Origin of the sequence: Paraglaciecola sp. 2405UD69-4 (assembly GCF_047525415.1) — a bacterium.
Classification (GTDB): Bacteria; Pseudomonadota; Gammaproteobacteria; order Enterobacterales; family Alteromonadaceae; genus Paraglaciecola.
This window is the reverse complement of sequence record NZ_JBLIXM010000001.1, coordinates 420,778-433,653: the sequence shown is the minus strand read 5'-3', so window position 1 is coordinate 433,653 and position 12,876 is coordinate 420,778. Positions and strand designations below refer to the sequence as shown.

The 12,876-nt window shown below is 38.7% G+C and carries 11 protein-coding genes; 6 read left to right on the top strand and 5 right to left on the bottom strand.

The genetic code is table 11. The features are described 5' to 3' along the window. Nucleotides 1-55 precede the first annotated feature (55 nt). The 4 genes from ACMUMK_RS01960 to zntR form a co-directional block, all read right to left on the bottom strand. Nucleotides 56-964 carry a hypothetical protein gene (locus ACMUMK_RS01960; RefSeq protein WP_414699446.1) on the bottom strand — a complete coding sequence of 303 codons (909 nt, stop codon included), beginning with the start codon at nt 962-964 and terminating at the stop codon, nt 56-58. Beyond that, entirely contained in the window at nt 961-1,821 is an 861-nt protein-coding gene (locus tag ACMUMK_RS01955; RefSeq protein WP_414699445.1) for an ABC transporter ATP-binding protein, read from the bottom strand. The genes ACMUMK_RS01960 and ACMUMK_RS01955 overlap by 4 nt, the downstream gene beginning before the upstream one ends. 199 nt (nt 1,822-2,020) lie before the next feature. Then, a complete protein-coding gene (locus tag ACMUMK_RS01950) occupies nt 2,021-3,076 on the bottom strand; it encodes an SO_0444 family Cu/Zn efflux transporter (RefSeq protein WP_414699444.1) in 1,056 nt (351 codons plus the stop codon). A 1-nt stretch (nt 3,077) separates the two neighbouring features. After that, entirely contained in the window at nt 3,078-3,479 is a 402-nt protein-coding gene (zntR, locus tag ACMUMK_RS01945; protein WP_414699443.1) for a Zn(2+)-responsive transcriptional regulator, read from the bottom strand. A gap of 181 nt (nt 3,480-3,660) precedes the next feature. Here zntR and ACMUMK_RS01940 point away from each other — a divergent pair, with 181 nt between their 5' ends. The 4 genes from ACMUMK_RS01940 to ACMUMK_RS01925 all read left to right on the top strand — a co-directional run bounded on the left by ACMUMK_RS01940 (nt 3,661) and on the right by ACMUMK_RS01925 (nt 7,648). Continuing rightward, nucleotides 3,661-4,932, top strand: a complete 1,272-nt coding sequence (locus ACMUMK_RS01940; protein ID WP_414699442.1) for a GGDEF domain-containing protein — start codon at nt 3,661-3,663, stop codon at nt 4,930-4,932. A 164-nt stretch (nt 4,933-5,096) separates the two neighbouring features. Continuing rightward, nucleotides 5,097-6,380: a GGDEF domain-containing protein gene (locus ACMUMK_RS01935; RefSeq protein ID WP_414699441.1), complete on the top strand. Its 1,284-nt coding sequence runs from the start codon at nt 5,097-5,099 to the stop codon at nt 6,378-6,380. Nucleotides 6,381-6,394: 14 nt separating this feature from the next. Further along, nucleotides 6,395-6,832: a nucleoside deaminase gene (locus ACMUMK_RS01930; RefSeq protein WP_414699440.1), complete on the top strand. Its 438-nt coding sequence runs from the start codon at nt 6,395-6,397 to the stop codon at nt 6,830-6,832. Nucleotides 6,833-7,444: 612 nt separating this feature from the next. Further along, entirely contained in the window at nt 7,445-7,648 is a 204-nt protein-coding gene (locus tag ACMUMK_RS01925) for a helix-turn-helix transcriptional regulator (protein WP_414699439.1), read from the top strand. Nucleotides 7,649-7,771: 123 nt separating this feature from the next. On the opposite strand, the gene ACMUMK_RS01920 is transcribed toward ACMUMK_RS01925, so the two are convergent. After that, nucleotides 7,772-9,337: a GNAT family N-acetyltransferase gene (locus tag ACMUMK_RS01920; protein ID WP_414699438.1), complete on the bottom strand. Its 1,566-nt coding sequence runs from the start codon at nt 9,335-9,337 to the stop codon at nt 7,772-7,774. 125 nt (nt 9,338-9,462) lie between these two features. Between ACMUMK_RS01920 and ACMUMK_RS01915 the strand changes: the two genes are divergently transcribed. After that, nucleotides 9,463-10,803, top strand: a complete 1,341-nt coding sequence (locus tag ACMUMK_RS01915; RefSeq protein ID WP_414699437.1) for a magnesium transporter — start codon at nt 9,463-9,465, stop codon at nt 10,801-10,803. Nucleotides 10,804-10,941: 138 nt separating this feature from the next. Continuing rightward, nucleotides 10,942-12,867, top strand: coding sequence for a biosynthetic arginine decarboxylase (speA, locus tag ACMUMK_RS01910; RefSeq protein ID WP_414699436.1), 1,926 nt, complete (start codon nt 10,942-10,944; stop codon nt 12,865-12,867). The last annotated feature ends 9 nt before the right edge of the window (nt 12,868-12,876 follow it).

Genomic DNA, 12,876 nt, shown 5'->3' with positions numbered 1-12,876 from the left:
AATTAACATTATAAAAACCAAAACCTAACAAAAATTGAACACTCGTTATTGTTAGTTACGAATGGCTTCTACTTATCCTTAGCCAGTAAACTAGGCTAATAAAACCTACACCTAGCAAGGTACCCACAATGGATATTTTACTCCATAAAGCGGCGAGCAAAACCTCTTTAGATGAGTTTATATCTTGCATACTATCGGGGATTAACTGTTTCGCTAGGGCAAAATAATCCCATAAGGCTTCCCTTAGAAAACGCGACTCAATGTTTGCATAATCCATAATGTAAGTTTCAAGTACCAGTAACATGGCAACCGGCAAGACAGCCCATAAAAAAGGTGCCTTATTGGCAAACATTGATGCCAGCATTAACCAAGAAAATAAAGGAAACATCCACAAAGCATAAAACAACAAGTTCAACCATATTGATGCCAAAGAACTTACTATGTCAGCACTCCCCCACAATCCCCAGAGCGAAATATCATATCTAATGTCTAAAATGCCACTACCGATGAAAGCCAAAAATAAATAAACCAAAACAACGGCAGTGGCCGCAAGCATAAATACCGCAGGCACAACTAGCGCTCCCGTTAATAGCTTTATTAAGATACTTTGCGCGTCAGAGACAGGTAAAGAGCGCCAAAAATAAATAGACTGATCTCGCCTTTCATCGAATAAACAGGTAGTGAAGTAATATAGTTGTAGAATCAAACCTATTAAAATAAAAGGTGCAAACACCCCCATAATGGCGCTCAGAAAAAGCCTAGCAAACCCTTGAATCCCCGAGAGATTATCATTATTGGACAGGCCTTGAAGTAACATTTGAGTTTGCTGACTCTCTAATAATAGCAGCTTCAGTAAAGGCCCAGCAATCATAAATAAGGCTATAACAACGGGCACCCAGAACAGGGTTCTTTTAAATTCCCATAACTCTTTTCTAAACCCCATAACAACTTGAGCTGGGTTCATTGGCCTTTCTCCTTGCTCATGATCCCCACGAAAACGTCAGCTAAACTTGGCGAGCTAACCTCCCCTAAGGACTGCAACTCATTAAGATCCCCATCATCAAATAACATACTGGTTAAGCCCATTAGTTGATTCGAAAAAACAGGTTGTAAAGCACTGGCAGCGGCAATATTTTCGTTTGCCACCGTTAGTAATTTAAAACGACATCGCACCCCCTCAACACTTTCATCGATAACTATTTCGCCGTCTCGAATAAATGCTACATGGGTAAGAATGTGTTCAATCTCTTCAATCTGATGGGTGGTGATAACAATACACCTGTGATCGTTATGAAAATTCTCAAGTAAATGGCTGTAAAACTGACGCCGAGTTAAAATATCTAACCCTAAAGTGGGTTCATCTAACACTAATACTTTGGCATCCACTGCCAGTATTAAAGCTAAATGTAATTGCGTCACCATACCTTTCGATAAGGTTTTTACCTTGGCATTAAGGGGAATATTGGTTTTAGCTAAAAGGGTATGTGCTTTTTCGGCATCAAACTTAGGGTGCACTCCCTGCATGTAAGACATTAATTGCGAGACTTTTATCCATTTGGGTAAAACAGCAACATCAGAAATATAAGCAACGCTCTCAAGCATTTTAGCTCTGTCTTTAGCCGGATTATGCCCCAGAACTCGAATATTCCCTTGATAACCCGTTAGTCCTAATAAAGCCTGCAAACACGTGGTTTTACCTGCGCCATTAGGGCCAACAAGTCCAATAATTTGCCCAGGCTCTACAGTTAAATTAATATTTTTGAGAACCTGCTTTTTACCATAAGCCTTGTTTAACCCTGAAATAGATATTAATGCAGACAATACTTGTTTTCCTTGTGCCCAAGTGGGAATTTGGTAACAAGGTTACACTCATAGAAATAATATTCTATGAATTAAATTTAATAGCACACTGGCACTAGTTAGCTATAACCGTCCTAAAACGTCAATAGAAAAACGCAGCATTGTTTGGGTGTTATACCCATCCATCTTGATAATTGCTCTCTCGCTGAGTCACTACTTATTAATCTTGATTGGTATTAGCTAGCTTTACTATCCAATACTTAACACCAAGCTTTTTAAAATATTGAAACAGTATTAACGTCATTAAAATAACACCGCACCCTTGATAGACCCAGCCCATCATCTCTGAGTGCTCACCATGACTTAAAGCCAATTGCCAATCAAACATTGTTAGTATTTTGTCAAATACAACACCAGATACTAGCGCAGCGCTGATAATGCCTAATAGATAGAGGAAGAGCTCCTTTGTACCTAGTTCATTTTTAATCACCATAAGGGTAGCAATATTGGTAGCAGGTCCAGTTAACATAAAGACCAGAGCTGCACCTGGGGTTATCCCAGACATCAACAAACCTACCGCAATGGGTGTAGAAGCAGTGGCACATATATACATAGGAATTGATACTAAAACCACTAAAAGCATAGTGCCCACACCTTGGGCATGCTGGGCTATAAAGTCTTGTGGTAAATAAGTGGTAATCAATGCTGCAAAAAATAACCCAATTAAAAACCACCCCATAAAATCCCTAAGTAACTGCCCATACCCAAAGGTAAATGCCGCAGTTAGTTTTTCATTAAAGGTCAGAGTTTTAGGTTTAGCATGACTACAGCAAGAAGGCGCAGCTGCGCTCTGTGCTTCTGTGGTGCTAACGGCAGTTTTGTTGTCACTAAACAAGGCAATTAAACTACCGGTAAAAATTGCAGATGATATTGCGGCTATCGGTCTAGCAATTGCCATAACCGGCCCCATCAATGCGTAAGTAACACCAATGGAGTCTATACCTGTCTCTGGCGTCGCTACCAAAAAACTAGCCGTACTTGCCTTAGTTGCTCCGCTTCGCCTGATCCCCATTGCTACCGGAATGACGGAACAAGAACATAAAGGAAGTGGTGCACCAATAACGGCAGCATTAACGACAGAGCTGTTTTTACCAAGTGTTTTTTCAACCCACGTTTTAGGAACCAGCTGGTTAATTACCCCGGCAATTAGCATTCCCAATAGCAAAAAAGGAGCTGACTCCACAAAAAGGTGAATAAAGTTAACGATTAAATCCACATTACACCTCGCTCTCTAAGGTTGAAATAATAGAGCAAAATACCGCGCTCTCTTGCCCGCCGCAACAATATTGCGCTAACTGCATCAAGGTGCCCTGCATTTTCTTTAGCTGTTCTATTTGCTCGTTAATTGTTTCAATTTTTAAATTAGTAATAGATTTTGCTTCAGCACAAACATGTTGGCTTTTGTCATTTTTTATAGCCAGTAATGAGGCAATCTCTGACAAACTGAACCCACACTCTTTACTTCTTTTAATAAACTTGGCAGTAATTAGATCATCTTCAGAGTAGACTCGGTAGTTACTTTCACTGCGACCTGATGGAGTTAACAAGCCTTCTTTTTCATAATATCGTAAAGTATGGGTACTTAAATTTGATAACTTAGATAGTTTACTTATCTTCATTTTATTTAACCCTATATTGCTTAGAGGTATCATGATAAACCTTAATGTAACATCTAAGGTCAATAGGTTTGTAAGCAATAGTTCTAAAATTTGTAGATAAAACGACCGATGGTCACTATTATACCCAGTTGTAAGTTACGTTTTGAAAGCTAGGTATAAGATTTTCGATCATAAGGCCGTAATGACAATATTCTCCAGAGTCTTTTTTATAGTAAAGTTGTGCGCATCTATTGCGACGCTTGGTGCTCTATTATTTTATGACTCCATTCCCAAACGCACACTTCAGCTTTACCCCCAGCCCAACCTTTACGTAAATGATTTTGTCGATTCAGCAAAAAACGGCTTATCAGAGATAACCTGGATTAACACAGACAAACTACATTGGGTCTGTGAACTAAAAGAAAGCAGTGTTTATCGTTATTGTGGGGTATCTATATCTTGGTCTCCTCCTCCTCATCAAGCTTTAGACTTATCAATTTACGATGGCTTAAAGATTGGTCTGCAATACCGAGGCAAATCAGACTACGTCAGAATATTCATCCAAAACTCCCATCCTCAAATGAGTGCCAAGAACAACCTAGAGTTTGCCAAATTTAACAGTACTACCACTGCAGTCCCTAACGATAACAACACAATTGACATTCACTTTAGAGAGCTACGTGTGGCTGATTGGTGGGTTGATAACTTTCAAATCGCACCAGAAAATACTAAACCTGATGTTAGTGAGGCTCTTTCGGTAGGGATTGACCTACCATACTTGGCACCACTGGGGTTTCATGAATTTTCATTGCAATCAATAACCGCAGAAGGGGTCATAATTGATAAAGAGTCAATGTACCTAGCAATAATATTAATCTGGGCTGCCCTCATTTCATTAGAGGTCGTTAGCAAAAATGTGCAACTCAATAAACGTTTACAAGTAGACTCCCAAAAATTTAGCGAAATGAAACAACAAACAGCTATTTATAAAGAGAGGGCAGAGACAGACATGCTAACAGGAGTCTATAACCGCGACGGTTTGAATCAAGTAGTCAATAATCTCAAATCAATCAAGCTACTGCACCAATACGCACTAGTCGTGTTGGATCTCGATCACTTCAAAGCGGTAAACGATGAACATGGGCATACTAATGGTGATCGTGTTTTACAAGAATGCGTACAAACTTTAAAACAACACATGCGCTCATACGATATTTTAGCTCGCTGGGGAGGCGAGGAGTTTGTCATCCTATTTCACAACCAAAATAAAGTCGACATAATCTCATTTATTGAAAAGACTCGAATTAACATCGAACAAGAAAGATTTTTAAACGGAAAATGTGCAAGTACAACAATAAGCATAGGCGCCACCCAAATATGCAAATCAGATTTATTCGAAAACGCTTTTTTACGTGCAGACAAAGCCTTATATCAGGCTAAAGAAGAAGGTCGTAATCGATTTATCATTCTATAGCTCCCCACAACTCGATTTCATCCCTCTGATTTTTGTAAATATCACTCACCATAACGGCAAAAACCTAAAATAAATTTATTATTCTTGTATCCACCCAAGTAAAGAAGAATTAGACTAAAGTAGTAATTTTACTTAAATGCTGATCTTAGAGAGCCCATGATTTGATGATAGCTTTTACAAAAATAACGTTATTAAAAGGAATTAAAGCATTAGCTTTTGTAATAACGATAGCACTATTAATCGGGTACGAAGCTCTTCCCAAACGTACTTTAGATATACACCCCAAATTAACCAGTTATATATACGAATCTGTTGATAGCGAAATTGGCGGGGGCTCAGAACTAACTTGGATAGACAAAGATAATTACAGCTGGGAATGTAACCTCGCCGAAGGCACAAGTTATCCTTATTGTGGTATTTCTGTTATCTGGTCAGAAAAAGCACCATACGAACAAATTGACCTATCCATTTATGACGAGATAAAAATCGACTTAGATTATATTGGTGATGCCACGTACCTACGTGTTTACCTGCGTAACTATTATCCAACTACGGATAATAAAAATATAATAGGCAAAGCCAAATTCAATAGCATGTCCAAAGTTATTGATGACTTTAATGTAGTAACAAGCATTCCCTTCAACAGCTTGACCGTCGCTGATTGGTGGATAAATAACAACCGCATTCCTCCTGATGGCGTTACTGTGGATGTGAGTAAAGTAATTGGCATAGGGGTAGATATTCCCTACCCTAGCCCCTTGGGGCCCCATCAATTTTCACTTAACTCAATAACAGCTTCTGGGCATTACTTTTCTAAAAATACCTTATACCTATCGATCATTATTTTCTGGACCACACTGTTATTTTTAGAAAGCATTATTCGCCAAACTAAGCTATTAACAGAAGTAAAATTAAGTGGTGAACAATTAAAAGAACTGAGAGCTAAAAACGAAATATATCAGAAAAAAGCAGAACACGACCGACTGACAGATATATTAAACCGAGAAGGCCTAAACAGGATTATCGAAGACCTGTACGCATCGAAAACCCTAGAAAGCTATTCATTGCTAGTGCTGGATTTAGACTACTTCAAAACAATCAATGACAAGCATGGCCATGCAACTGGGGATTTAGTACTTAGAGAAGTGGCAAATACCCTTAAAACCTTTATTCGCTCCTATGACATAGCTGCCCGCTGGGGAGGCGAAGAGTTCATTATACTGTTTCATTGTGTAAGCAATGAAAACATCCTACCTTTTGCAGAAAAGCTCCGCAAAAGAATAGAGTCCACCTCATTCGAAGAGGTAACAGTAAACAAAATTACAATGAGTATTGGTGCCACCAACATAATGCGAAACGAATTATTTGAAAACGCCTTCATTCGCGCCGACAAAGCCCTTTACAAGGCCAAAGAAACTGGTAGAAATAAGACAGTAGTCTATTTATAACCTAAGGAAAATTCATGGATAAGTTTATGGCTGCAGCTATTGCAGAAGCACAAAAAGGTCTTGAAGAAGGCGGCATTCCAATTGGTTCGGTGATTGTTCACAACAACAAAATAATCGGACGTGGGCATAACCGGAGAGTCCAAAACGGTAGCCCTATCTTACATGGAGAAATGGATGCCTTTGAAAATGCTGGACGCCAAACCGCTGCCACCTACAAAGATTCCACTATATATACAACCTTGTCTCCTTGCTCAATGTGCTCTGGCGCTATTTTGTTATATGGAATACCTAATGTAGTCATTGGTGAAAACACAACATTCATGGGAGAGGAAGCATTATTAAAGTCTAAAGGTGTTTCAGTTAACGTTTTACAAAACCAAGAATGTATAAATTTGATGAAAACCTTTATAGAAACTAACCCACACCTTTGGAACGAAGACATTGGCGAATAACGCCAATAAAACACAACTTTAAGTTAACTATCATTTACATAAAGTAATAAAATTTAAACCATAAGATATATTAACCTTCCATCATCTGCTTTATAATTTAGCCTCAGAGTGACGCGAATATAAGCTGTCATTGATTTAACAGCACTGTAATACAGTGCTATTCACAAGCTTATAGGCTCAATTTACACCTATCAGGGATTCGGAAGCAGCTAAAGCCCCTAAAATCTCATGGTACTAAAGGGTACTGTCTCTGAAGGTGGTTATAGCAGGGTTAAACTCATGTCTGTGTAAACAATATGAGTGATTTACCCAATAAAGATATAAATGACATCTAACGGTGTTCGTTGATAGGAGTTTTTAACAAGATAGCTACTCGAATAAGTTAACTGCCTGCTGGAAACAAACAGTGGCGCTGTTAATTTGCTACTAGTTGTTTTTATCAATCCTGCAGATATAAACTAAAAGTTAAGAGTGAAAACTGAATTAATTACCAAGTAAACACCTGTAATGCAGAGAGTAAAATTTATAGTTAATGAGTGATTTTATTGGTGTAATAGTCAGTGGTTTTTTCTTGATAATGTTAGCAATTAATAAACAATTTAAGTGAAGTAAATGATTAAAAATAAAATCAGAGAACTACGTTTTTTTGCAGACGAAATGACGCAAAAAGAGTTGGCAGAATTGCTTGGAGTGACACGACACACAGTAATGGCAATTGAAAAAAGCAAGCACTCACCAACACTTGAAATGGCATTTCAGATTGCAGAAATTTTCGGCCAACCCTTGGAAGATGTTTTCGAATACCATAGCTCATAACATCACTATTTTTACTTCAAAAAAAATGACGTAATAGTTTTCCTACTACGTCATATTCAATCATACAAAGATCTTTTTTATTTAGTTTAAATAAAAGCCAAAAAACAAAAAGCAAATACTTACTTACTTCTCACCTATCCATTCTACTCGGTATAAATCTCGTCTTCTATCTAAGTAATTCCTCACTGACCCTTCGTTTTGAAGCTGCGTTAATTTGTCAAAGTCTAAATCTACAATCAAAGTCATTTCTGTATTTGGGGTGGTTTCAGACACGATAGCATCGTGAGGAAAAGCAAAGTCTGATGGTGAAAATACAGCGGTTTGACCATACTGAATATCAACGTTATCCACCTTAGGTAGGTTACCTACACTGCCGGCAATTGCCACATAACACTCGTTCTCAATAGCTCTCGCTTGGGCGCATCTTCGCACTCTAAGATAACCATTTTTAGTGTCTGTCCAAAAGGGAATAAATAAGACTTGGATCTCTTGCTCGGCGAGTAATCTTCCTAGCTCAGGAAACTCAACATCGTAACAAATTAAAATTCCAATTTTTCCAAAATCAGTATCAAATGCTTGGAGTTTATTACCTCCTTGCATGATCCAATCTTTCTTCTCATGGGGTGTTGGATGCAACTTGTATTGACTATCAATTTGACCATCTCTATGACACAAGTAACTAATGTTATATAACTCACCCTCTTCAACAACAGGCATAGAGCCAACAATCACATTGATATTATATGACACAGCTAACCTAGACATTTCGGTAAGAATTTCTTCACTGTAAGTTGCTAAGTTCCAAATCGCATCTATCGAGGTTTCTGCTGATTTGATCCCCATTAAAGGGGCATTAAAGAACTCTGGAAAAAGCGCCACATCACATTTGTAATCAGATAAAGCATCAATAAAATATTCCGCTTGTTGTAATAGCTCAGCTACATCATGGAAATATCGCATTTGCCATTGCACACACCCAATTCTTGCAGTGTTTCTATGACCACCAAATAGCTTTGGAGATTCTGCGTTGTAGTAAATGTTGTGCCATTGCAAGAGAGTCGCATACCCCTTCGAAGCTTTGTCTTCTGGCAAATAAGCCTTAAGAATTTGCTTAACTTCAAAGCCGTTGGATATTTGAAAAGTTAAAATGGGATCATATAAATCTTTAGACTTAACTGCCTCTACATATTCATAGGGAGTCATATCTTTAGCATGGTTGACGTAATTAGGAATGCGCCCACCAGCCATAATCGACTTAAGATTGAGGTTTTTGCATAACTCTCGTCTAGCTTCATACAGCCTGCGGCCTAATCGCAAACCTCGATATTCTGGTGAGACAAACACATCAACACCATAAAGCACATCTCCATTTGGATCATGGGTCCCTAAATATGCATCTCCTGTTATCTCGTCGTAGGTATGCTTATCGCCAAATTTGTCGTAATCAACAATTACAGACATGGCAGCGGCAATCACTTTGCCTTTGTCTTCAATGCAGATTTGCCCCTCTGGAAAGGTATTTAACTGAGCCTGATAATTCTTAAGAGGCCAGGCTCCACCTACCTGTGCATACACCACATCCATCAACTCTTTAACGTCTTGATAATCCTGTATTGTTAAATACCGCAATTCAAAAATATGTTCTGGAGTATCAATCGCTGGCGCTGGGTTTGTTTCTCTATCTTGCATATAATTTATCCTATCCATTCAACTCTACTTAGACTAAAGCCACTGTATAAAATAAATGAGTAATGTATAGATAAATTTTCATTTATATCTATTACTATTAAGCCCTCGTTTACTGGAGGGTTAATATGGTTAGTCAAGAACAAAGAGAAAGTGCATTTTTATGGATGCTCGACCTATTAAATGAAGGCACAGTTGCACTTCCTCTAATATCACAAGGCTTTTCCCCTGAAGATTGGGCATTTGTGTTCGAAGGCTTACCCCAAGATTTACGTTTATCGTTATGGCAAACCCTAACAGACGACAAAAAGTCATCTATTTTAGCCGCCATGCGAGATGATTCTAGAGAACAGTTAATTTCTTTATTGTCTAATCAAAATATTGAAGATGTAGCACTCGCCAGTAGCACAGAACATTTAGTCGAAATTATTGATGTATTACCTAAACGTTTAGTAAAAGGATTGATTAAGAAGCTCAATCCTGAAGACTCAGGACTTTTAGAAGATGCATTAAATTATACTGACGACCAACTGGGGCGCTACGTAAACCATGAAGTGTACAGTGTTAATAAGTCAGCCTTAGTAGGTGATGCATTACAAGAGCTGCAACTAGAAGACCTGCCGCCTTTTACCGATAGTATTTTAGTGGTAGATGACGCTGACCACTATCTTGGCCAAATAGATATTAACCGTTTGTTCAACAGCCCCCATGATTTAAACGTCATGGAATTAGCAGAGTTTTCAGACAATGTGCTTGCAGCCGACATGACCTTACTAGATGCCTCTGAGTCTGTTAAAAGCTGTGGGCGCTCAATGCTACCCGTATTACACAAGGGCGGTAGACTGTTAGGTAGATTTAGCATTAAAGATGCCATAGACGTGTACCAAGAATATTACGAAGAGCAGCTATCGCACATGGGACGAGTTAGCGACGAGGATTTGTTTGCCCCTGTTCTGATTAGTGCTAAGCGCAGAGCAAGCTGGTTGGGTATTAATCTGATTACAGCCTTTGCAGCCTCTTTTGTTATCGGGATATTTGAAGAAGTCGTCATGCAGGTGGTTGCGCTAGCTGTGCTTATGCCAATAGTAGCCAGTATGGGAGGCATAACAGGTAGTCAAACTTTAACCCTTACGATTAGAGGACTTGCAACAGGGCAACTCGCCAGCTCCAATCTTAAAGCCTTAGGTAATAAAGAAGTCAGAGTGGCTTTTTTAAACGGTATTTTATGGGCCTTGGTTGTGTCTGCAATTACCTCAATATGGTTTGATAACCCTTGGCTATCAGTCATCATAGCCGTCGCCCTTGTGGTTAACATGTTAATAGCAGCTCTATCAGGCATTTTTATCCCTGTTCTACTAGACAGAATAGGCATAGATCCAGCACTTGCAGGCTCGGTCATACTAACCACAATAACCGATGTAGTGGGTTTCTTCGTGTTCTTAGGCTCGGCTTCATTTTTACTGGTTTAAGACGTCATAAAACAATTAGAAATCATTACCCTATTTTGTACAAAAATATGCCACTAAATTGCAATTTATTGTTAGCTAGTTGAATAGTTGTTAATTATACTGCGGGACTTTCAGACCCCCTTAAATTGGTAATCCAAAATGCCTAAATCAAAAAAATGGACTATAGAAGATTCAGAAAACCTGTATCGTGTAAATCGATGGGGAGCAGGCTATTTCGAAATTGGTGAAAATGGTAATCTACACGTTACCCCAGACCCTTCTAATACTAATATGCGCATTGACTTCAAGGCGGTATTAGACGAAATCAAACAAGAGGGAATTCAATTCCCGGTTGTAGTGCGTTTTCATGACATATTACGTACTCAAGTATCTATGCTTAACAGCACTTTTCAAAACACCATAGCTGAAGCCAACTATCAAGGCCAGTACATGGGGGTTTACCCGGTTAAAGTTAATCAAATGCGTGAAGTGGTCGAAGAAATCGTAGATGCAGGCACGCCTTTTAACTATGGCTTGGAAGCTGGCTCAAAAGCAGAATTACTCACAGCTATGGCCATGAATACTAATCAAGACTCATTGACAGTATTAAATGGTTACAAAGACCAAGAGTTTATGCGCCTTGCCTTACTTAACCTAAAGTTAGGCCGTAAAACCATAGTGGTTATCGAGAAATTTTCTGAACTCGTGTTACTGGTAAAAATTGCCAAAGAATTAGACATAGCTCCTCTTGTTGGTGTGCGCTCTAAGATGACAGTTAAAGGCCGAGGTAAATGGGAAAGTTCAGGCGGTGATAGAGCCAAGTTTGGACTTACAATTAGCGAAATCATTGGGGCTGCACGTTACTTAGAAACTCACGGTATGGCAGATAGTCTTAAGCTATTGCACTTTCATATCGGCAGCCAATTAACAGATATACGCGCCGTAAAAGAATCCATTAGTGAAGGCGCAATGATATATTCAGAACTCCATAAAATGGGATATAAATTAGAATATGTCGATGTAGGTGGCGGACTTGGAATTGACTACGATGGCAGTCAATCAACCAATGACTCATCTCGTAATTACAGTATGCAAGAGTATGTTGCCGATATCGTTTACGGCATGCAACAGGTCTGTGATTTAGAAAAAGTTCCTCATCCTACGTTAGTAAGCGAAAGTGGCAGAGCGATAACAGCTCATCATAGCTGCGTGATCACTCAAGTAGTTGGAGAGATAAAAGCTCACAGCACAGGGATCCCCACAGATAAAGAAGCCGGTGAGCACGTATTACTCACCGATATTCGGGAGCTTTCGGAGTTAATTGAAACCCATGACAATCTTCAGGAAATATTTAACGATGCTTCGCAATTTAAAGAGCAAGCCCTAAACGCCTTTAAACTGCGAGTAATTTCCTTAGAAGAGCTAGCCAAAATAGAAACCTTATATTGGAAAATAATGGAAGAATTACAAGTCAGGCTTAAGACTGCCGAGTTCATTCCAGAGGAAATGAAAGAGCTATCTTTTGATTTGTCTTCACAATATTTGTGTAACTTTTCGGTTTTCCAATCTGCAGCTGATACCTGGGCAATTGATCAAGTTCTTCCAGTTGTTCCATTAACTCGAATGAATGAAAAGCCAACTATTAACTGTTCTTTAGTGGACATTACTTGTGATAGTGACGGTAAGTTAGACCAGTTTATTAGCGAAGAAGGTATTTCAAATGTTATCCCTATGCATAACATTAAACCCGATGAAGACTATTACGTTGGCCTATTTTTAACGGGAGCTTATCAAGATGTAATGGGAGATATGCATAATCTATTTGGACGTTTAAATGAGGTGCATATTTTTAGTTATGACGACGATCCAGAAGACTTCTATATTGAAGAAATAGTAGCAGGCTCTTCAGTAGAGGACGTACTGTCAATTATGCAGTATAACCCAAGCTCAATGGCACAAAGTATTAAAAAGCTAATAGATAGTCACGTTTCTAAAGGGGAAATTAAACCCAGAGAAGGGGTAAGATGGACCGACTTTTACGAGAACTGCCTAAAAGGTTATACCTACTTAAAAACATCTGACTAATAGCAATAT

Coding starts and splice junctions, on each gene's coding strand:
- ACMUMK_RS01935 (WP_414699441.1), top strand. CDS start 5,097: ATGATAGCTTTTACAAAAATAACGTTATTAAAAGGAATTAAAGCATTA.
- ACMUMK_RS01960 (WP_414699446.1), bottom strand. CDS start 964: ATGAACCCAGCTCAAGTTGTTATGGGGTTTAGAAAAGAGTTATGGGAA.
- ACMUMK_RS01940 (WP_414699442.1), top strand. CDS start 3,661: ATGACAATATTCTCCAGAGTCTTTTTTATAGTAAAGTTGTGCGCATCT.
- ACMUMK_RS01920 (WP_414699438.1), bottom strand. CDS start 9,337: ATGCAAGATAGAGAAACAAACCCAGCGCCAGCGATTGATACTCCAGAA.
- ACMUMK_RS01915 (WP_414699437.1), top strand. CDS start 9,463: ATGGTTAGTCAAGAACAAAGAGAAAGTGCATTTTTATGGATGCTCGAC.
- zntR (WP_414699443.1), bottom strand. CDS start 3,479: ATGAAGATAAGTAAACTATCTAAGTTATCAAATTTAAGTACCCATACT.
- ACMUMK_RS01925 (WP_414699439.1), top strand. CDS start 7,445: ATGATTAAAAATAAAATCAGAGAACTACGTTTTTTTGCAGACGAAATG.
- ACMUMK_RS01930 (WP_414699440.1), top strand. CDS start 6,395: ATGGATAAGTTTATGGCTGCAGCTATTGCAGAAGCACAAAAAGGTCTT.
- speA (WP_414699436.1), top strand. CDS start 10,942: ATGCCTAAATCAAAAAAATGGACTATAGAAGATTCAGAAAACCTGTAT.